This window comes from Polaromonas sp. (assembly GCF_036676035.1).
In the GTDB taxonomy this organism is placed as follows: domain Bacteria; phylum Pseudomonadota; class Gammaproteobacteria; order Burkholderiales; family Burkholderiaceae_C; genus Polaromonas.
Genome location: NZ_JAKFDR010000003.1, coordinates 77,280 through 97,814 on the forward strand (window position 1 = coordinate 77,280; position 20,535 = coordinate 97,814).

19 protein-coding genes are annotated in these 20,535 nt (G+C 63.7%); 9 read left to right on the plus strand and 10 right to left on the minus strand.

Annotation, left to right across the window (positions count from 1 at the left end; all coding sequences use genetic code 11):
- Positions 1–23 precede the first annotated feature (23 nt).
- From V6M61_RS00905 to V6M61_RS00925, 5 genes are all read left to right on the plus strand, one after another.
- A complete protein-coding gene (locus V6M61_RS00905) occupies positions 24–1,265 on the plus strand; it encodes a pyridoxal-phosphate-dependent aminotransferase family protein (protein WP_332774665.1) in 1,242 nt (413 codons plus the stop codon).
- Between the two features lie 139 nt (positions 1,266–1,404).
- The gene (locus tag V6M61_RS00910; protein ID WP_332774666.1) at positions 1,405–2,382 is read left to right on the plus strand and encodes a Bug family tripartite tricarboxylate transporter substrate binding protein; all 978 of its coding nucleotides are present in this window, start codon (positions 1,405–1,407) and stop codon (positions 2,380–2,382) included.
- A 92-nt stretch (positions 2,383–2,474) separates the two neighbouring features.
- A complete protein-coding gene (locus V6M61_RS00915; protein WP_332774667.1) occupies positions 2,475–2,912 on the plus strand; it encodes a universal stress protein in 438 nt (145 codons plus the stop codon).
- Positions 2,913–2,926: 14 nt separating this feature from the next.
- Positions 2,927–3,613: a class I SAM-dependent methyltransferase gene (locus tag V6M61_RS00920; protein WP_332774668.1), complete on the plus strand. Its 687-nt coding sequence runs from the start codon at positions 2,927–2,929 to the stop codon at positions 3,611–3,613.
- A gap of 100 nt (positions 3,614–3,713) precedes the next feature.
- On the plus strand, positions 3,714–5,324 hold the full coding sequence (locus V6M61_RS00925) for an alkaline phosphatase family protein (RefSeq protein ID WP_332774669.1): 1,611 nt from the start codon (positions 3,714–3,716) through the stop codon (positions 5,322–5,324).
- A gap of 128 nt (positions 5,325–5,452) precedes the next feature.
- On the opposite strand, the gene nth is transcribed toward V6M61_RS00925, so the two are convergent.
- The gene (gene nth, locus V6M61_RS00930) at positions 5,453–6,091 is read right to left on the minus strand and encodes an endonuclease III (RefSeq protein WP_332774670.1); all 639 of its coding nucleotides are present in this window, start codon (positions 6,089–6,091) and stop codon (positions 5,453–5,455) included.
- Positions 6,092–6,138: 47 nt separating this feature from the next.
- The gene (locus V6M61_RS00935) at positions 6,139–7,119 is read right to left on the minus strand and encodes an AraC family transcriptional regulator (protein WP_332774671.1); all 981 of its coding nucleotides are present in this window, start codon (positions 7,117–7,119) and stop codon (positions 6,139–6,141) included.
- Between the two features lie 79 nt (positions 7,120–7,198).
- Here V6M61_RS00935 and V6M61_RS00940 point away from each other — a divergent pair, with 79 nt between their 5' ends.
- A complete protein-coding gene (locus V6M61_RS00940; protein WP_332774672.1) occupies positions 7,199–8,395 on the plus strand; it encodes an aminotransferase-like domain-containing protein in 1,197 nt (398 codons plus the stop codon).
- A 122-nt stretch (positions 8,396–8,517) separates the two neighbouring features.
- On the plus strand, positions 8,518–9,402 hold the full coding sequence (locus V6M61_RS00945; protein ID WP_332774673.1) for a DUF3800 domain-containing protein: 885 nt from the start codon (positions 8,518–8,520) through the stop codon (positions 9,400–9,402).
- Between the two features lie 133 nt (positions 9,403–9,535).
- On the opposite strand, the gene V6M61_RS00950 is transcribed toward V6M61_RS00945, so the two are convergent.
- On the minus strand, positions 9,536–9,676 hold the full coding sequence (locus tag V6M61_RS00950; protein WP_332774674.1) for a hypothetical protein: 141 nt from the start codon (positions 9,674–9,676) through the stop codon (positions 9,536–9,538).
- A 51-nt stretch (positions 9,677–9,727) separates the two neighbouring features.
- A complete protein-coding gene (locus V6M61_RS00955; protein WP_332774675.1) occupies positions 9,728–10,090 on the minus strand; it encodes an HVO_A0114 family putative DNA-binding protein in 363 nt (120 codons plus the stop codon).
- 352 nt (positions 10,091–10,442) lie between these two features.
- Here V6M61_RS00955 and V6M61_RS00960 point away from each other — a divergent pair, with 352 nt between their 5' ends.
- Together V6M61_RS00960 and V6M61_RS00965 are read left to right on the plus strand one after the other, a co-directional pair.
- The gene (locus V6M61_RS00960; RefSeq protein WP_332774676.1) at positions 10,443–12,467 is read left to right on the plus strand and encodes a penicillin-binding protein 1A; all 2,025 of its coding nucleotides are present in this window, start codon (positions 10,443–10,445) and stop codon (positions 12,465–12,467) included.
- Between the two features lie 482 nt (positions 12,468–12,949).
- The gene (locus V6M61_RS00965) at positions 12,950–13,843 is read left to right on the plus strand and encodes an AraC family transcriptional regulator (RefSeq protein WP_332774677.1); all 894 of its coding nucleotides are present in this window, start codon (positions 12,950–12,952) and stop codon (positions 13,841–13,843) included.
- Here V6M61_RS00965 and V6M61_RS00970 read toward each other — a convergent pair.
- The 6 genes from V6M61_RS00970 to V6M61_RS00995 form a co-directional block, all read right to left on the minus strand.
- On the minus strand, positions 13,825–14,412 hold the full coding sequence (locus tag V6M61_RS00970) for a LysE family translocator (RefSeq protein ID WP_332774678.1): 588 nt from the start codon (positions 14,410–14,412) through the stop codon (positions 13,825–13,827). The two genes, V6M61_RS00965 and V6M61_RS00970, sit on opposite strands and share 19 nt — an antisense overlap.
- A gap of 183 nt (positions 14,413–14,595) precedes the next feature.
- Positions 14,596–15,639 (minus strand): Vgb family protein, encoded by a 1,044-nt coding sequence (locus V6M61_RS00975; RefSeq protein ID WP_332774679.1) that lies wholly within the window; start codon positions 15,637–15,639, stop codon positions 14,596–14,598.
- Between the two features lie 110 nt (positions 15,640–15,749).
- The gene (locus V6M61_RS00980) at positions 15,750–16,445 is read right to left on the minus strand and encodes an NUDIX hydrolase (protein ID WP_332774680.1); all 696 of its coding nucleotides are present in this window, start codon (positions 16,443–16,445) and stop codon (positions 15,750–15,752) included.
- 16 nt (positions 16,446–16,461) lie between these two features.
- Positions 16,462–17,253 carry a hydroxyacylglutathione hydrolase gene (locus V6M61_RS00985; RefSeq protein WP_332774681.1) on the minus strand — a complete coding sequence of 264 codons (792 nt, stop codon included), beginning with the start codon at positions 17,251–17,253 and terminating at the stop codon, positions 16,462–16,464.
- A gap of 24 nt (positions 17,254–17,277) precedes the next feature.
- The gene (locus tag V6M61_RS00990; protein WP_332774682.1) at positions 17,278–18,342 is read right to left on the minus strand and encodes a 3-deoxy-7-phosphoheptulonate synthase; all 1,065 of its coding nucleotides are present in this window, start codon (positions 18,340–18,342) and stop codon (positions 17,278–17,280) included.
- 350 nt (positions 18,343–18,692) lie between these two features.
- Complete coding sequence (locus V6M61_RS00995) at positions 18,693–20,054, minus strand: homoserine dehydrogenase (RefSeq protein WP_332774683.1); 1,362 nt, start codon at positions 20,052–20,054, stop codon at positions 18,693–18,695.
- Positions 20,055–20,535: the final 481 nt, after the last annotated feature.

Sequence of the window (20,535 nt, forward strand, 5' to 3'; positions counted from 1 at the left end):
CCTGTTCAAGGAGACCCTGATTGATGTTGACGCTTGACTTTCATCCCACTGGCCGCCACTTTTTGCAGATTCCTGGCCCGTCGCCCGTGCCCGACCGCATCCTGCGGGCCATGAGCCTGCCCACCATCGACCACCGCGGTCCGGAATTCGGCGCCCTGGGGCTCAAGGTGCTGGCCGACATCAAGCAAATCTTCCAGACCCAACACCCCGTCGTCATTTACCCGGCTTCGGGCACCGGCGCCTGGGAAGCCGCGCTGACCAATGTGCTGAGCCCGGGCGACCATGTGCTGATGTATGAGACCGGCCACTTTGCCTCGCTGTGGCAGAAGATGGCCACGCGGCTCGGGCTCAAGACCGAGTTTCTGGGCTACCCGGGCAAGGATGAGCACTTGCCGGCGGCAGCGGGCTGGCGGCATGGCGTGCAGGCGCCCCAGATCGAGGAGCGCCTGAGGGCCGACACCCAGCACAGCATCAAGGCCGTGTGCGTGGTCCACAACGAAACCTCGACCGGCGTGACCAGCAACATCGCCGCCGTGCGCCGCGCCATCGACGCCTCCAGGCATCCGGCCCTGTTGCTGGTGGACACGATCTCCGGCCTGGCCTCGGCCGACTACCGGCATGACGAGTGGGGCGTGGACGTGACGGTGAGCGGTTCGCAAAAGGGCCTGATGCTGCCGCCGGGCATCAGCTTCAACGCCGTGTCGCCCAAGGCCCTCGCAGCCAGCAAGACCGCGCAGTGCCCGAAGGCCTTCTGGGCCTGGGACGACATCATCGAGATGAACAAGACCGGCTACTGGCCCTACACGCCCAACACCAATCTGCTCTATGGCCTGAACGAGGCCTGCGACATGCTGCTGGGGCAGGGGCTGGACGTGGTGTTCGCCCGCCACCAGCGCTGGGGCGAGGGCGTGCGTGCCGCGGTGAGGGCCTGGGGGCTGGAGATCCAGTGCGCCGACCCGGCGCTGTACTCGCCGGTGCTGACCGGCGTGATGATGCCCGAGGGCGTCGATGCCGACGCGGTGCGCAAGATCATCTACGACCGCTTCGACTGCTCGCTCGGCACCGGTCTGGGCAAGCTCAAGGGCCGCATGTTCCGCATCGGCCACCTGGGCGACTGCAACGACCTGACGCTGCTGGCCGCCCTGTCGGGTTGCGAGATGGGCCTCAAGCTCGCCGGCGTCAAGCTGGCGGGCTCGGGCGTGCAGGCCGCCATGGACCATTTTTCAAGCCATGCGGCTGTGGTGCCGCTGCGCAAGGCGGCTTGAGGAACGCGTGCGTCATTGCGGGCTGGGCTCGCAAGCCATGTTGGTGCACCGCGATGGATCCCGGATCGGGCCTGCCCTGGACTTGATCCGGGGTCCGGGATGACAAGCAAAAAAGACCTGAGATTTAAGGAGACAAACCATGCAACGCAGAACCTTTATCAGCGCCACGGCAGCCACGGCGGCAACGGTAGCGGCCCCTTTGCTCAAGGCGCAGACCCTGCCCAACGGGCCGGTCCGTATTGTGGTGGGCTTCCCGCCCGGCGGTGGCACGGACGCGCTGGCGCGGGTGGTCGGGCAAAAGCTGACGGCGATGTGGAACACCTCGGTCGTGATTGAAAACAAGAGTGGCGCCGCAGGCGTGATTGCGGCTGACTATGTGTCCAAACAGGCGGGGGACGGCAACACCCTGCTCATGGCCCACATCAACAGCCACGCGCTGGCACCGGCGCTGGGCATCAAGCTCGGCTACAACGCCGAGCGCGATTTCGTACCCATCGGCATGGTTGGCGTCACACCCAACATCCTGGTCTGCAATGCTGATCAGCCGGCCAAGACCGTGAAAGACGTGGTGGCGTTGTGTAAAAGCAAACCGGGTCAAATCAGCTTTGCGTCGGCAGGCGGCGGCTCGGCGCAGCACTTCGCGCTGGAGATGTTCAAGCTGCAGGCCAAGATTTTTGCGTTGCACATTCCTTACCGCGGTTCCGGCCCGGCCCTGACCGATTTGATCGGTGGCCAGGTCAACTACTGCTTTGAAACCATGACCTCGGCCACGCCGCACATCAAGAGCGGCAAGGCCATCGCACTGGCGCAAACCCGGCTCAAGCGCGCCAAGGGCCACCCCAACGTGCCCACCATGGCCGAGTCTGGTTTTCCCGGGTTTGAAGCCACGGTGTGGTACGGCCTGATGGGCCCGGCCAAAATGCCGCCCGCCATGGCGCAGCGCATGAATGAAGACGTCAACAAGGTGCTGGCCATGTCCGATGTGCAGGAAAAAATGGACCAGTACGGCGCCGAAGACGGCGGCGGCAGCACCGAAAAGTTCGCGTCTTTCATCCGGGCCGAGCAGAAGAAATGGGCGCAGGTCGCCAGCCAAGCCCAGGTGAGGGTCGACGCCTGACGCCCGATAAGCGGGGTTTCCCATGGGGCCTCATTAGGGCTATGCTTGAGGTGCGGCCCGAACCGCATGACTTTCTAGCCAGGAGGTGACTTATGTACAAGCGCATTTTGTTGGCTTACGACGGTTCCGATTCCGGGCAAAAGGCCTTGCTTGACTGCAAGGACCTCGCGCAGTGGAGCCAATCCGAGCTGTTCCTGATTGCCGTCATGCCTTTGACGATGGGCTTCGTCGGCCTGGAAGGCGGGTTCTATGACCGGGACTTCGAAGAAAGCGAGAAGAAAAAGTACCAAGCCGTGCTGGACGAGGGCCTGCGCCGCCTCCATCAGTCCGGGCACAAAGCCAGCGGCGAAATGCTGGTGGGCGAATCGGTCGATGAAATCACCAAGTACGCACAGAGGGTCGATGCCGACCTGATCGTGGTCGGCCACAAGCACCTGGACAGCTGGGCGGCGCGCTGGTGGCGCGGCTCCATCTCGGGCGCCCTGATCGAGCATGCGCCTTGCAGCGTGCTCGTCGTCATCACCCACTGACAGAGCCGGCGGCGATGCGGCCCGGTGCAAAACCCGACCATGCGGCCGCACTGGCGCAGTACCGGGCCCGCGCCAGCATCTACGACTTTGAGCTGGCCCTGTTCGAGCCCATCCGGCGCGAAGCCATCTCGCGGCTCGCGCTGCGGCGCGGCGACACGGTGCTGGACGTGGGTTGCGGCACGGGCCTGAGCTTTGCCCAGCTGCAGCAGGACATCGGCCCCACGGGCCAGATCATCTGCATCGAACAGAGTCCCGAAATGCTGCAGCGGGCGCAGCGGCGGGTCGAGCAGCAGGCGTGGCGCAACGTGACCCTGTTGTGCGCACCGGTCGAGGAGGCCCAGATACCGGTGATGGCCGATGCGGCGCTGTTCCACTTCACCCATGACATCCTGCGCAGTTCCGAAGCCATCGCCAATGTGGTCGGGCATCTCAAGCCTGCCGCGCACGTGGTTGCGGCAGGCCTGCAATGGGCCGGCCCGTGGACCTGGCCGGTCAACTTCTTTGTGCTGCCGGCTGCGCTGCACTCCACCACGTCGCTCGAAGGATTGGACAGGCCTTGGGACAAGCTGGCAGGGCTGGTCGGTAGCCTGGATGTGCAAACCCGGCTCATGGGGGCGGTCTACATCGCCAGCGGGGCATGCGGCAAGCGTTCCCGCCGGGCCGGGGCGCGGGAGCGCGCCCACCCCCAAGGCCGAAGGTGAAGGTCTCACACAAGGGGTGAACCCGGTTGCCGCAAGCGGTGAAACTCGGTAGGCTCGCGAGATGAAAATCGCCCGCACCCTCCGCCTTTGCCTTGTCCTCGTGATTGCCACTGTGCTCGCGGCCTGTGCCGCCGTGCCCGAGTCGGCGCCCAAGCCCAAGCTCGTCGTGTTCCTGGTGGTCGACGGCCTGCCGCAGCGCCAGATCACCAGCTACCGCGACCAACTGGCGCCCGATGGGCTGGCGCGCTTCCTGGACCGTGGCGCCTGGTTCGCCGACGCGCATTACGGCCACGCCTTCACCGTCACGGCGGCCGGCCACGCCACCATGCTCACCGGTGCCTACCCGCACCGCACCGGCATCATTGGCAACGACTGGCGCGACGTGAACACCGGGGCCGCGGTCTACAACAGCGGCGACACCTCGGCCACCTACATCGGCCACAAGACCAACGCGCTGGACGGCACCAGCCCGAGAAACCTGAAGGCGGAAACGGTGGGCGACGTGCTGCGCCGTGTCGATGCACGCAGCAAGGTGATAGCCATCTCGGGCAAAGACCGCGGCGCTATCCTGCCCGCCGGCAAGAGCGGCACGGCCTACATGTACATGGGCGCGAGCGGGCAGTTCGCTTCCAGCACCTACTACATGAAAGAACACCCGGCCTGGGTCAACGCATTCAATGCCCGCAAACCGGCCGACCGCTACTTCAAGACGGAGTGGAAGCCGCTGCTGCCCGAGGCCGCCTATGCACGCTCCATCCCCGATGGCCAGCCCTGGTTCGGCCCGCGCGGCGGCAAGCTGCCGATGATGATGGGCGTGGCGGACGACGACGCGCCGGGGCCTGCCTTCTACACCGCACTGCTGCGCAGCCCGTTCGGCGATGCGCTGTCGCTCGACTTCGCGCGCGCCGCCATCGCCGGCGAGCAGCTGGGCCAGGATGACGCGCCCGACGTCTTGTCCGTCAGCCTGTCGGGCCACGACTACGTGAACCACGCCTACAGCGCCGAGTCGCGCATCTCGCACGACCACCTGCTGCAGCTGGACCGTCTGTTCCAGGCCTTCTTCCGCGACCTGGATAGCGCGGTAGGCAAGGACAACTACCTCGTCGTGCTCACGGCCGATCACGGCTTCATGCCCGCGCCCGAACATAGCCAGGTCCAGGGCCAGGTGGCGGGGCGCCTCTCGGGCACTCAGGCCCTGGGCCGCATGAACGCGCAACTCGAACGCAGCTTCGGCGTGGACAAGCTCGTCCCCTTCATCTCCGCCTCGGCCCTGGTGCTGGACCGTCAGCTCATCGCGCGGCGCGGCCTGAACTTCGACACCGTGGCGGACTTCGCGCGCACCATGCTGGTGGCCGACCCCGCCATCGCCGCCGCCTACACCCGGCGCGAACTGGAAACCGGCAGCCGCGCCGGCGAGCCGTTTTTCGAGCAGATGCGCAAGAGCTGGCACAAGAATGTGTCGGGCGATGTGCAGTACGTGCTCAAGCCGCTGTGGATGATGAGCTCCAGCTCGTCCATCACCACGCATGGTTCACCACACCCCTACGACACCAACGTGCCTATCCTCGTGTACGGGCCCAAGTGGGTGAAGCCGGGCCGCATCGACAGCCGGGTGGAGGTGGTGGACATCGCGCCCACCCTGGCGCGCCTGCTGGGTGTGCCGGCCCCGTCGGCCGCAGAAGGCAAGCTGCTGCCGCTGGCCGTGCCTTGAATGAGCTCTGTCACGTCGGGCCGCCGGTCTTGTCATCCCGGACCGCTGGTGTCATGCCGGACTTGATCCGGCATCCATGTCTCCTTTTCCCCGCATGTAGGCAGGCTTTTCCTGCCGTGACAGGGAGCTCAGGGCGCCGGGGTCTTGGGCGTGTAGTCGCAGTAAGGCGCCACCGCGCACTGCCAGCACAGCGGCTTGCGCGCGATGCAGACATAACGCCCATGCAAGATCAGCCAATGGTGCGCATCCACCAGGTATTCGGGTGGAATGCGCTTGAGCAGCTTGTGCTCCACCTCCAGCGGCGTCTTGCCCGGCGCAAGCCCGGTGCGGTTGCCCAGGCGAAAGATGTGCGTGTCCACTGCCATGGTGGCCTCGCCAAACGCTGAGTTGAGCACCACATTGGCCGTTTTGCGGCCCACGCCGGGCAGGGCCTCCAGCGCCTCGCGCGTGCGCGGCACCTGGCCGCCGTGCTGCTCGACCAGTATCTGGCAGGTGGCCAGCAGGTTTTTGGCTTTGGTGCGGTACAGGCCAATGGTCTTGATGTAAGCCTCCAGACCTTCCAGCCCCAGGTCCAGCATCGCCTGCGGCGTATTGGCCACCGGAAAGAGCTTGCGCGTGGCCTTGTTCACGCCCACGTCCGTGGCCTGCGCGCTCAGCAGCACCGCAGTCAGCAATTCAAACACGCTGGTGTATTCCAGCTCGGTCACCGGCATCGGGTTGGCGGCTTTCAGTGTGGCAAAAAACGGGGCAATGTCGGCAGATTTCATGCCTTGCAGTGTATTCTGCAGACGCCTGCCGCTGCCGCGCGATTGGTCTACAAGGCCCGCACCGGCACGCATAGCAGGCAGCTGAAAGCGCCGGTGTCCGGGTCCATCACAAAGTTTTCTTCATACAGCTCCAGTGCGGGCTTGTCGTCGGCCTGGTAGCCGCTTTGCGGCAGCCACTGCGCAAACATGTACGTCCACGCATCATGAACGTCGCTGCCTGGTTTGCCGGTAAAGCGCCCGCAGGCATAGCGCCCGCCGCCAAAACTTTGCACACCCACTTCGCCTTGCGGTTTGAAGGCGTCGTCCACTTCGATGCAGGCGTCGTAGCGGCATTTGTCGGCCGGCGTGATTTCGGGATTGTCCTGGCTGATGCCGTACATCTTGCGGCGCGGGTTCATCATCCCGTGTTGTCCGCACCAGGCGCCAAAACGCTGCCACAGCTGCCCGATGCCGGGGCCGTAGGGGCCGGTGTTGCGCATATAGGCCAGGCGCAGGGCGGGCAGGGTTTTGAGTTCAACTTGCATGGCGATGGTTCTTTCAGGGGTTACCAGCCCGGCGGGCCAGATGGCTTTATCTTTGAACAGCGTGTGCGTCGCGTCTTGATTCGCCTTGCGCTGGGCTTGATGAATCTTGCGCAATTCATGCTGGTGGTGCGCGGTCCAGTCGCGCCAGGCGCCGCGCCGCCAGGCCGTGGGCGTGACGCCAAAGTACGCGCGAAAGGCCCGGCTGAACACCTCGGCCGAGGCAAAGCCCACCTCCATCGCCACATGCAGCGCGGGCTGCGCAGGCGTTGCCAGCAATCGCTGGGCCGCTGCCTCCAGCCGCAAGCGGCGCACGCAGTCTGCCAGCGTCTCATCCGTCAGGGCCTGGAACACGCGGTGAAAGTGCCAGGGTGAGAAATGCGCCACGTCCGCGAGCGTGGCCAAATCCAGCGTATCCACGAGATGCGCGCTGATGTAGTCCACCACGCGGTTGATGCGGGCAATGTAGGTGTTGCGAGGTGTCGGTAAAAGCGGGCTTGGGGGCATGGGCAAAGATTATCGGGTCGGCGCAGGAAACCTGCGCACAGATTAGCGACAATGCTGGGTAGAAAGCGAGACACCTGCCATGCCCCTCCAATTTGCCGACCGCCTCAACAATGTAGAAACCTCAGCCATCCGCGAGCTGTTCAAGCTGCTGGGCAAGCCCGGCATCATCAGTTTTGCCGGCGGTTTTCCGGACAGTGCCATGTTCGACGTGGAGGGCCTGAAAGAAGCCGTCAACAAGGCCCTGCTGGAGGAGCCCGGCGCCGCGCTGCAATACGGCGCTACCGAAGGCTACAACCCGCTGCGCGAACAGCTGGCCGCCTTCATGGCCGGCAAGGGCGTGAAAGACCTGACGCCCGAAGGCTTGATCGTCACCACCGGCAGCCAGCAGGCGCTGGACCTGCTGGGCAAAACCATGATCAGCCCCGGCGACAAGGTGATCGTGGAAGCGCCCACCTTCCTGGCCACCATCCAGTGCTTTCGCCTCTACGGCGCCGAGCTCATCACCGCGCCCATAGACGCCAACGGCGTGAAGACCGACGAGCTGGAAAAACTGATCGCCGAGCACAAGCCCAAGTTCGTCTACCTGATCCCCACCTTCGGCAACCCCAGCGGCGTCATGCTGAGCCTGGAGCGCCGCAAAAAGGTGCTGGAGCTCGCCGTGAAGTACCAGACCCTGATCGTGGAAGACGACCCCTACGGCGACCTGTACTTCAACGAAGCGCCGCCGCCCAGCATTTTGGCCCTGAGCAAAGACGTGCCCGGCAGCCGCGACTGGCTGGCGCACTGCGGGTCCTTAAGCAAGATACTGAGCCCCGGCCTGCGCGTGGGCTGGATGGTGGCCCCGCCCGAACTGCTGGCCAAGGCGACGATGTGCAAACAGTTCAGCGACGCCCACACCAGCACCTTCGCCCAGGCCACCGCTGCCCAGTACCTCAAGGCTGGCCGCATGCCTGATACGCTGGCCCATGTGCGCAAGGTGTACGCCGAGCGTGCGAAGGCGATGGGCGACGCCCTGCGCCGCGAACTCGGCGATGCGATTGAGTTTGTGCAGCCGCAGGGCGGCCTGTTTGTCTGGGCCCGCCTTACTGGCGCGGGCGGCAAGGTGAAAGACGGCAACGAACTGGCCAAGCGCGCGATTGAGAAGGGCGTGGCCTTTGTGCCTGGGGCGCCGTTTTATGCGAGCAATCCTGATCTATCGACCCTGCGGCTTAGCTTTGCTACGGCGGATGTGGGGAAGATTGAGGAGGGGGTGGGGAGGTTGGGACGTGCGTTGTAATTGTCACTGACCGTGCCTGTTTCAGCCGCTACGCTGGCCTAAATCTCAACCCGATGGAAACGTCAATGGCGAAAACGTGGCTCTGCGGCGTGTTACCGTAAGTCAAAACAAAGGTCATGCCGATGAACCAAACCAGTCCTTACGTGGCCAACGAGGCCGATGCCATCACAACCTGGTTTGTGGACGAGGCAGGCGACCCCGCACTGTTTGCCAAAGGTGGCAAGATGGTCGTAGCCACTGAAGGCTGCTCGCGTTTCTTCATCGAGGGCAAGCTGGAGTGCCGCGATGTGGGTGCGCTGGCGGCTGACTTGAGCCGCTTGCGCGCCGAGGTGCTGGCAGACCCCTATTTCAAAGGCGTGCCGTCGCTGGACCCGGCGCGGCAGCGGACGGCGGTGAACTTTCATGCCAAGGACGACCCGGCCGAGGTCCGATTTCTGGTGTTCAAGCTGCTGGCTCGGCACGAGCTGCGCTTTGTGGCGGTGGTGCGCGACAAGCTCAAGATGCTGGACTACGCCACGCAGCGCCGGCGTATCGACCCGACCTACCGCTACAACCCCAATGGCCACGAGCTGTATGACGAGCTGACGCGTCGGCTGTTTTCACGCCTGCACGGTTATGGCGAGCACCGCGTGGTGTTTGCGCAGCGGGGCCACAAGCCGCGCACCAGGGCATTCATGGAGGCGATTGAGCATGAAGACCTGGCGCTGGAGGCTGCGATGGGACTCAAGCGGCCAAAGCCGACAGAGGTGGTCTGCGGCTTTCCCAAAGACCATGCCGGCCTGCAGGCGGTGGACTATTACCTGTGGGCGCTGCAGCGCTTTTATGAGCGGGGCGAAACGCGCTACCTGGAGTACATCTGGCCGCAGACGCTGGAGATCATCGATCTGGATGCACCGCCACAAAAGAAACGGGGCCGCGCCAGGGGTGAATTCGTGGTTTTCAATAAAGAACACCCGCTGACCTTGGAGAGTCGAGCGGGTGTGGGGAATAGGGATCGAGAGATATAGGATGAACCGAATCACCTCACGGCATGAAGCCGATTTTTGTCTCTCGAAGCCCAAATTATACCGACCGCATCAAGCACTGGTCAATTAGAGCCAATTGCCGCGTTTTGCCTTAAGCGTGGCGCTTTTTCCTGGCTCACGACGTCTTGCGGGACAGCGTTGGCCGGGGCTTGCTTTCTACTTTGAAGGTGCGCAAAGTGAGTTTGCTCTCGCGCTGAGATTTCAATGCGCCAAAGCCTTTGGTCAGTTCCGAAAAAATGTCACGTTTTTTCTTCATGGTGTCTGCCAATCGGTTGTGTCCATCAAAAGCGCTGATGAGCCAAAGCCCTCACGCTGCCTTCTTGAACAAAGCCAAGTGGATCTCCACCGATTCAAAAGGCACAAACACCGTGTCTTCCGGCGTGCGCTTGACCAGCCCATGCTCCTCCAGTTTTCCGATGTCTGTGTGTACGTTCGAGTAATTGCGTTCCACGGTTTTGGCCAGGGCATAGACCGAGCAGGGGCCGCACTGCCGCAGCGCTTCCAGCAGGTCGATACGTGCAGGCGTCAGCTCTGAGAACAAGGTGCGAGCTGATTCAAAGCTCAGGTGGTAATCGGCCCCGTACTTTGGGCTGGCCTGAGCGGCTTTGAGCTGCTTGCGCGCGACGTCGAACACCGAGCCGCGTGGGGCGATTTCAATGACTGCTTTCATGGCTTAACTCCAGGTTTCTACGTCGCGCTGAAAGTCGTCCAGCAGCTGCGTTACTGATACAAAACGGTAAGGTTGCTCTGCATTGTTCAGGTGCCGGTGGTCACCCATGCTGTCATTCTGAGCAACGCGAAGAATCTTGCCAGCCTACCGAGATCCTTCGCTGCGCTCAGGATGACAAAGTATGTCGCACTACTTTCGGACTGCAGAGTAAGTCATGGGTGAGTTCTTCGTGCTATAAAAAAAGTAGCGCCTTGCGCCCGTACCACGTGGTATGCAGCCATATTTAACCTGAAAAAGTAGGGGAAATATGAAATGTTACAACCCGAGTTGACCGCCCCCTTAAACTCCGCCCATGACCCCGACCCTCCAACGCGCTGCCACTTTCGCCGCTGAGCAGTTTCATCGCTTCACGGGCGCCGTCAGGCGGCACCCGGTGCGGGCGGCTTTGGTGCTGCCTGCGCTGGTGCTGCTTTACGTGCTGGTGCTGATTCCGTTCACGCCCGGCATTGGCGACTTGCGCAAGGCCAAGTCTGAATCGCCCTCGGTGCTGCTGGCTTCTGACGGCACGGTGCTGGCCGAGTACAGGCGCATCAACCGCCAGTGGGTGACTCTGGACAAGATTTCGCCCCATGTGGTGAACGCGTTGATCGCGACCGAGGACCACCGGTTTTACGAGCACCACGGCATTGACTTGCGGCGCATCGCGGGGGCGGTGCTCGCTACCTTGTCGGGTGACTTGCAGGGCGGCTCGACCATCACGCAGCAGCTGGCGCGCAACCTCTACCCTGAAGAAATTGGCCGCGCCGCCAGCATCACGCGCAAGGTCAAGGAGGCGATCACCGCGCTGAAGATCGAGGCGGTGTATTCCAAGCGCGAGATCCTTGAGACCTACCTCAACACCGTGCCCTTTTTGTACAACGCCTTCGGCATCGAAATGGCCGCGCGCACTTATTTCGACAAGTCTGCCGACAAGCTGGACGTGCTGGAGAGCGCCACGCTGATCGGCATGCTCAAGGGCACGAGCTACTACAACCCGGTGCTAAACCCTGAGCGCGCGGTGCAGCGCCGCAACCTCGTGCTGGCGCAGATGGCCAAGCACGGCAAGCTCGACCCGGCCCGGGTCGAGACGCTGGCCAAGCGGCCGCTGCGGCTGGACTTTGAGCGGCAGACCGAGCCGCTGGGCCCGGCGCCGCACGTGGCCCAGCACTTGCGCAAATGGCTGATTGCCTGGGCCGACCACAAAGGCTACGACATTCATACCGACGGCCTGAGGGTGCGTACCACCCTCGACGCCAAACTCCAGAAGGCGGCCAACCAGGCGGTGGCACGGCAGATGACGCAACTGCAGACGCTGGCAGATCGGCAGCGCCCTGCGGCCGGGCAGGCGCGTGCCGTGTTGCAGGCCGGCTTTTTGGCGCTCGACCCGCGCAGCGGCGGCGTGCGGGCGTGGGTGGGCAGCCGTGACTTCGCGCAGGAGCAGTTTGACCATGTGAGCCAGGCGCGGCGCCAGCCGGGCTCGACCTTCAAGCCCTTTGTTTATGGCGCGGCGTTCATGCAGGGGCTCGACCCGTCGTACGCCTTTATCGACCAGCCCGTAGCCATCTCGTCGCAAGGCGGCGCGGTGTGGACGCCCAGCGATGCGGCGCCTCCAACTTACTTGCCCACCAGCCTGCGCGACGGGCTGGTGTATTCCAAAAACATCATCACGGCCCAGTTGATGCAGCAAGTGGGGCCGGCCCGCGTCGGGCAGCTGGCGCAGGCCCTGGGGGTGCGGCAGAGCAAGCTGGACCTGGTGCCCTCGCTCGCCCTGGGCACCAGCCCTGTCACGCTGATGGAGATGGTCACAGCCTACGGCACCATTGCCAATGGCGGCAACTACATGCAGCCGGTGCTGGTGCTGAGTGTGGAAGACCGCAACGGCCGGCTGCTGGAACAGTTCGAGCCCGTCAGGGAGCGCGAGCCGGCGATGCCGCGTGCGCATGCGCTGACCTTGGTGAACGCCATGCGCGGTGTGATTGACGAGGGCACGGGAACGGCGATTCGCCAGCGCTACGGCATCCAGGCCGACGTGGCCGGCAAGACCGGCACCACGCAAGACAACACCGACGGCTGGTTCATCATGATGAACCCGCAGTTGGTGGCGGGGGCCAGGGTCGGCTTTAACGACAACAGCGTGACGATGGGGGCCTGGGGGCAAGGGGCCCGCAGCGCGCTGCCCATGGTAGGAGACGTTTTTCAGCAAGCATTTCGCAACCGCTGGCTTGACCAGAACGCTGAATTCGACATTCCCCGCCCGCGGCCCGCTCCGCCGGCGCCGATCATGGAGATCATGGATGGCTTGTTTGGCAGGATTTTCCGGCAGTGGCAGGTGAACTGACTGAGAGTGCTATAAAAAACGTAGCTGCTTGCCCCCGTCTTTGTTGGGCTAGAGGCAATACTGTTCAGTTGCTCAGCAGTCCGAAAGTAGTGCGACATACTTTGTCATCCTGAGCGCAGCGAAGGATCTCGGTATGCGGGCAAGATTCTTCGCGTTGCTCAGAATGACAGCATGGCTGGCGTCGCCTTCGTTACGGACTGCTGAGTAATTCCTTGCTCCCCTGACTTGTCATCCCGGACTTGATCCGGGATCCATGGGTTGCGGAGCAAGCCCGCAATGACAAATCAACGTTGTTGTTTCCACGGCACTCACCCCGTCCTGATCACCGAAATAAACTCTGTCCCGCTCTCCGGCAGCCAGACCTCCCCCGGCCGGCCCAGTAGCTGGCGGATGTTGGCGGTGTGCTTCTTTGCTTCTTGTTTGCCCGCGGGCTTCGCCTTGCCTTGGCGATCACCACGGGGGGCGGTATAAACTTGGCATAAATGCTGATCGAGGCAAAAGACGTGACTTCTTCCGTAAAAGAAACAACGACCCCAAGGTTCTGGCGCGATGAAGCGCTGCCTTTTGTCGAAGCCCGTTCAATCCAGGACGGCCGTCAAGTCTGCTATGCCAAGCACTCGCACGAAACGTTCTCAATCGGCGCAATCACGGGCGGCCGCAGTATCTATGTAAATGGGAAGGTGCAGGAACGCGTTGGTGTCGGCGCGGTGGTCGTCATGAACCCGGGTGATGTCCACGCCTGCAATCCGATTGGCGATCAGCCATGGTCATACCGCATGCTTTATGTCGGCGCGCGCTGGCTAAACAAGCTTCAGCATGAACTAGGCTTCAGCCGTAACCCGGATTTCCAGGCGTTTTCGACGACTGTGACCACGAACCCCGATCTGTACGCCGGGTTGAATCGTCTCTTCATCTTGCTCGCCGACCAGCAGGCGGAGCATCTGCAAAAGCACAGCGCGGCAATCACCTTTTTTTCGGATATGCATGGAATGCTCAATCACGCGCCTGGGTCGACAAGAGACGCAAATCACAAGCTTGTACGCGCGGCGGAATACATAAGCGATAACTTCACGCGCTCACTTAAGTTGGATGAAATATGCGCAGCAGCGGATCTCTCTGCGTCGTACATGATCCGCTCGTTCAAGGAACACTACGGCATGACGCCTCACGAGTACTTGGTTAATCGCCGCATCCAATACAGTCGATCACAACTCAGGCGGGGACGGGAGATTGCCGAAGTTGCCATTGAAGCCGGATTTTCTGATCAGGCACATTTGCAACGGGCATTCAAGCAACTCGTGGCGGCTACTCCTGGCCAATATCGTGGTCGAACCCAGGGAGCGGCCAGGGTAGGCGCCTATGCCACCAGCAGGTAGATGGCACTGCCTGCAAGCAATAGCGCCATCAGGCGATTGAACAGCTGCACTCGCTTGGGGTCACGCAAGTATTGGCGAAGAAACGTTCCTGCATAAGCCCAGCAAGCTATCGATCCGTAGCAGATCACGGCGTAGAGCACCGTGAACTGCCAGACCAGCATACTTTCGCCATTGGCTGCATAGGCGCCCATACCCGCCAAGGATGCCAGCCATGCTTTCGGATTGAGCCATTGCATCGCTGCGCCGTAGACCACTGACGGGCCTTTTATTGCCTTGTCCACTCCAAGCCGGCCGTTGTCGACGGCGAGTTTGTAGGCCATGAAAAACAGAAATGCGACGCCGCTCCAGTGGATTGCCCTTGCCAGGTGTGGCCAGTGAGCCAAAAACTCGTGCAATCCCAAACCAGTCAGCAGTAGCAACAACGCGAAGCCAAAGGTCGCCCCGGTAACGTGCCGCATGCTTGCGCCAAACCCGTACTGCGCGCCGGCGGTCAGCGCAACGATATTGACGGGTCCGGGTGAGATCGACGCTGCAAACGCAAAAGCTGCCATGGAAAGAAATGTGCTCATCTCGCCTCGATACATTCGTTCGGAGTTTTCATCGCCCGAAGATATATCGCGATGGCACCACGCGTATTGAAGAAAATTACCCTTTTTGCTCTAGCGATGTGTGCGGCAGCTCGTGCTCAGGACGGGTTTAAGGCCGCTGGGCATGATCCTCCTGTGAAATGCAGGAAGCAATCTTTGCGGCACTCACCCCGTCCTGATCACCGAAATAAACTCTGTCCCGCTCTCCGGCAGCCAGACCTCCCCCGGCCGGCCCAGTATCTGGCGGATGTTGGCGGCGGGGCGGGGCATGGTGAGCACGTCGAACTTCTCGCTGCCCGGGTCGAAGCGCAGCATGGCGTTGTTGCTCCACTCCGAGGCCCAGACGATGTCTTTGTTGTCCACGTACACGGCGTAGACGCGCGGGTCGGCTCCTGGCGCTTTCCAGGTGCGCCAGCTGTTGGCGCCCGTGCCCAGCGCCGGGTCGTGCATGGAGAGGTGGCCGCTGTTCCATTCGGCCACCCAGATGCGGCCGCGGCTGTCGGACCAGACGCGACGCGCGCCCTGGCGCGGCGTGGGCGGCTCCACGATGCGGGACTCGCCGGTTTTGCGGTCGATTTGCGCAATGAACGAGCCGGCCAGCGAGCACCACCACACGTCGCCCTTGGGGGTGGCGCAAATGCCGTAGGGTCCGCGCCCGCGCGGCGACGCTTTCACGCTGACCACGCCGCTGCGCACGGCCACTTTGCCGACGTAGCCGCCTTGCCCGGTAAACCACAAGTCGCCGTCGCCATCAAAGGCGCAGGTGTTGAGGTTGGCGTAGGGCGTGCCGACGGGCAGGGGGAAGAGCTTGACCTCGCGCGCCGGCCAGCTCACGCGTGCCATGGCGTTTTGCCCGCCGTCGGTCAGCCAGGCCGCGCCGTCGGGCCCGGCAATGACGCCGTGCGGCGACGAGCCGCTGCTATTGCTTCCCAAGGCAATCAGTTCAGATTTTCCCGTGCGCGGGTCAAACCAGCCCAGGTGCCCGCTGCGCTGCGCGGAGAACCAGACCCCGCCATCAGGCGCGGGCGCCACGTCGTGAATGCCGGTGCTGCGCGGCGTGTTGAGCGGCCACGATTGCAGGCGAGAAGGGTTGAGCGCCTGCGCGCGCCCGGCGCTGGGCCAGAGCAGGGCGGCGGACAGCACGCCCAGAGTGGAGCGGCGGGTGGGTTGGGTGAGGTGGAACGGGTGAGCGTTGATCGGCAAGGTCATGGCAATACCTCCTGCGCGCTTGAATTCGTGGAACGACTTCGGGCGGGGTCATTTTGGCGGCAATGCGTGGCGGCATGCAAGGGCATCCGCGGTCAGGCTTTATCGAACGCTCATTTCCATGCAAACGCCGGCTGCTCGAAATGCGCCACGCGGGTGTGGCGGCCCTCGATGCAGACTTCACGAAACTGGTAGAGGATCGCCGCCGTCGGCGCCGCAATCCAGTGCTCGCCAACGGGCATGCGCAGCACGGGATGCGGGCCATGCCCTTCGCGCGCCAGCATGGGCGCGTCTCTTCGCAGGAACTCGGCGATGGGGATGCGGTGAATGCTTTGCACCTCGCCCGGATTGGGCCTGATGTGCTGCGCCGCGCCGGCCCAGACGACGACCGGGGTGATGACAAAACCCGAGCGGGTGACGAAATCATCGAGTTGGCCCAGGACGGCGCTGGCATCGAGTTCCAGGTGCACCTCCTCGGCCAGCTCGCGCAGGGCGGCTTGTTCCGCCGTTTCGCCGGCGTCGATGCGCCCGCCCGGCAGCGCCCACTGCCCCGCATGCTTGCGCAGCTGGCCGGAGCGCCGCGTCACGATCAGGGCCGCTTGCGAGCTCCACGCCGCATGCTGCGGGAAACCCGGCAGCTCGGCGCCGTGGCCTTCGTCGGTAATGGCCACGGCCACCGCCGCCGCATGTTGTTGATCGTGGTGTTGATCACGCGAGGTGGCCTGCACGGTGAAAGCGCGCAGCTTGTCCTGGATCAGTGTTCTGAGCTGCGGGTCTCGCTGCATGCTGAGGGCCGTGCCTGTCGCCATTCCTGCTATCACGCGGTCACCACTTGTCGCGCAGTTCCCGCAGCTTGGTGAACACCGTCCTGGCATCGGGCTCGTCCGGCAGGTCGGGGAAGCTTTCGCGCAGCCTGGCGATCACGCTGGGGTTGGCCAGGCGGAAGAAGGTGTTGAACTGCTTTTCTTGCGCGAGCGTGGTGACGGCCGATGTCTTGGGGTCATGGTCGGTCACGCTGGGCAGCAGAGCTTTCGCGGCGGCGTTGTCAGGCTCGCGCGCCAGCGTAAACCTGAGGTTGTTCTCGATGTAGTCGTGGCCGGGATAGACCTGGGTGTTGTCGGGCAGCCTGGCGAGCTGCTCCACAAAGGTCGTATACAGCTCGTTGACGTCGCCGCCGTTGTACACATTGCCGGCGCCGGCATTGAAGAGGGTGTCGCCCGAAAACAGCGCCGGCTGGTCGGTGTGCGAGCGCAGGCAGATGTGGCACAGGGTGTGGCCGGGCGTGTCCATGCATTCAAGCTCGACGGTCTTGCCGACCTTGATCACGTCGCCGGCCTTCACGCCCCTATCCACCCCGGCGATGCGTCCGCCGGCGCGGTAATGGGCGATCAGCTTGGCGCCGGTGGCCGCAATCACCGCCTCGTTGCCGCCGGTGTGGTCGCGGTGCTCGTGGGTGTTGAGGACCTGGGTGATCTGCCAGCCCTTGACCTTGGCGGTGGCCAGCGTTTTTTCATGGTCCAGCGGGTCGATCGCGAGCGCTTCGCCGGTTTCGGGGCAGGCTACAAGGTAGTTGAAGTTGCGGTAGGCGTTACCGGTCCAGATACGTTCGACGATCATCGCGCTCTCCAAGGGGTTTGTGTGTCAGACGGTTCCGCGGCGCTGCTTCACGGCCGCCGCCAGATTCTCCAGCACTTCGACGGTCGTTTCCCAGCCGATGCAGGCGTCCGTCACGCTCTGCCCATAGCGAAGGCCCTTGCGGCCATCGACAATGTCTTGCCGGCCCTCGATCAGGTGGCTTTCAAGCATCAGGCCGCAGATGCTGGTGGAGCCGCTGGCGATCTGTTGCGCGATGTCGGCCGCCACGGCGGGTTGCCTGGAATAGTCCTTGTTGCTGTTGCCATGGCTGCAGTCGATCACCAGGCGGGGCGGCAAGCCGGATGTCTCCAGGGACCCGGTGGCGCGCTTGACGCTGGCGGCGTCATAGTTCGGCCCGTCGCTGGCGCCGCGCAGCACCAGGTGGCCATCGGGGTTGCCGGTGGTCGTGATGACGATGGCCTTGCCTTCGAGCGAGATGGTGGGAAAGCGGTGCGGCTGGGCGGCGACATGAATGGCGTCGATGGCCGCGCCCACGCTGCCGTTGGTGGCGTTTTTGAAGCCCACAGGCGCGGAGAGGGCAGACGCCATCTGCCGGTGCAGTGGGCTTTCCACCGTGCGGGCGCCGATGGCGCCCCAGGTCAGCAGCTCGGCGTAGTACTGCGGCGTCACCAGGTCCAGGATTTCAGAGGCCGCCGGCACGCCCAGGCGCGCGCACTCCAGCAATATGCGCCGCGCATGGCGCAGGCCTTCGCCGATGTCGCCCTGGCCGTCGAGCCCCGGGTCATAGATCAGGCCCTTCCAGCCCATGCGGGTGCGCGGCTTTTCGAAGTAGACGCGCATCACCAGCAGCAGCGATTCGCTCAGGCGCTGGGCCACCTGACGCAGCCGTGCGGCGTACTCGAGTGCCGACTCGGGCTCGTGGATAGAGCAGGGGCCCACGATGACCAGCAGCCGGTCATCCAGGCCGCGCAGGATATTGCGGGTGGCGGCGCGCGAGGCGGTGATGAATGCGGCTTCAGCGTCGCCCGCGGGCAGTTCGTCACGTAACAACCGGGGTTCCGGCAGCGGGTCGGCCTGGGCGATGTGGATATCCGAGATTTGGGTGGACATGGCGTCTCCGTGAGGTGCAACCATTTTGCACGGTATCGATGACCCGGCGACGCTGATCATTGTGCTCTGTTAGCTATAAAAATAATAGCTACTTGCGACCATTTTGCAAGGGCTAGGGCCTGATTTTTCTCATAAAAAAGTCAAAAAACCAGGCTCCACCCATCTCTGAGTCCAAACCTCTCTCGGCGGCAGGTTGCCACTGCCGGTCAGCGCGTTCTCGTAAATGAGTTTGCCAAGCGCGCGATTGAAGCGAGCAATCTGGATGTTGCTACGCTGCGGCTTGGCTTTGCTACGGCGAATGTTGGGAGCAAGCACGCGGGGGAAGTCATCCCGATCGCGTGAAAGAGACCTCAGTCCGCCAGTTCTTCCACTCGCAGCGTCGTCACTGCCCCCGCCACCGCCGGGTGCGCCTGCAGCGTGCGCACGGCCAAGTCCACCGTGGCCTGCACTACGGCGTCGGTCAGCACCAGCACCTGCGGACTCATGCCGGGCCGCTCGGCCGCCGGCCGCACTTGGCGCACGGGCACGTGCTGCCCCGCCAGCCAGGCCGCCACCGCTTTGATCTGCTTGGCGGCATGCACGGGGACCCGCAGGTAGTGCGGGGTGCATACGGCGGCGCGTGGCAGCACCGGCAAGGCGCTCATCGCATGCACGTGAAACCCCAGGTGCGGCACGCGCTGCGCAGCGTGGGTGCCATCGAGCCGCGCCACGTCAACCAAGTCGGCAATCACGGCCGATGCGGTTGGCTCGGACCCCGCCCCCGCGCCGTAGTACATCGTCACGCCCGCCGCATCGGCCTTGACCATGATGCCGTTCATCGAACCGTTCACATGCGCCATCAGGTGCGTGGCGGGTACCAACGCGGGCTGCACGCGCAACTCCACGCCGTCCGCCTGCCGGCGGGCCACGCCCAGCAGCTTGATGCGAAAGCCCAACTGCTCGGCACAGGCCACGTCCAGCCCCTGCAGGCTGGTGATGCCTTCCACCTGCACATCGGCGAACCGCACCGGCATGCCGAAGGCATTGGCCGCCAGCAGCGTCAGCTTGTGCGCGGCGTCGATGCCTTCGATGTCGAAGCTCGGGTCGGCCTCGGCATAGCCCAGCGCCTGGGCTTGCGCGAGTGCGGCGGCGAAGTCCAGGCCCTCGTCGCGCATCTTGCTCAGGATGAAGTTGGTGGTGCCGTTGATGATGCCCGCCACCCACTCGATGCGGTTGGCCGTGAGGCCCTCACGCAAGGCCTTGATGATGGGAATGCTCACCGCCACCGCACCTTCATACGCCACAGCCACGCCGTGCTGTCGGGCGGAGGCAAAGATCTCGGCGCCATGCAGCGCCAGCAGCGCCTTGTTAGCCGTGACCACATGCTTGCCGTGCGCGATCGCGGCCAGCACCCAGTCGCGCGCGGGGCCGGTGCCGCCTGCCACCTCCACCACCACGTCCACGTCGGGGTGCGTGGCCACGCGCAGCGGGTCATCGGTCAGTTCGACGCCCTTGCCCACAATGCCGGCGGCCCGCGACAGGTTGCGGGCCGACACGATCACCATCTCGATCTCCCGGCCTGCGCGGCCTGCGATGTCGGCCCGGTTGCGGGCCAGCACGCGGAATGTGCCTGCGCCTACGGTGCCAATGCCAATCATGCCCACGCGCAGCGGGCGGGTGGGCGCAGGGCGGCTGTACAGGGGCTGAAGTGACTGGACTGGATCGCGGTACATGGACATCTCCGAACGAAAAAACAAAAAAAACCAGCTGCCAGAGCTGGGTTTCATTCATTCGGGGGAGAAGAGAGATACACCAGGTGGCTGCCGGAACGGCCACCTGCGCGTGCTCAGGTGGCCGCGGTGGTAATGGTGGTAATCATTCGTGCACCCATTGCCCGATTCGCCCACGCGAAGGCAGGCGGCATCATGCGGCCCATGGGGGCGGCGCTGAATGCGGTGGGAAGTGGATGGCACGACATGGAGGGGCAGTATACAGGAGCCTGGCGGCGCGCGAGGCGGCGATGAAGGCCGCTTCAGCCTCGCCCGCTGGCAGTTCGCCCTGCAACAGCCGGGGTTCCGGCAGCGGGTCGGCCTAGGGCCTGTTCACACTAATATTGAAGGATGCGTTGCGAGCCAAAAAGGCCATGAGCAAGGCGCAAAACGCCGTCGGGGTAGGCCCCCGACAAGGCTTTGCAACGCCGCGCATGGCCTTTTT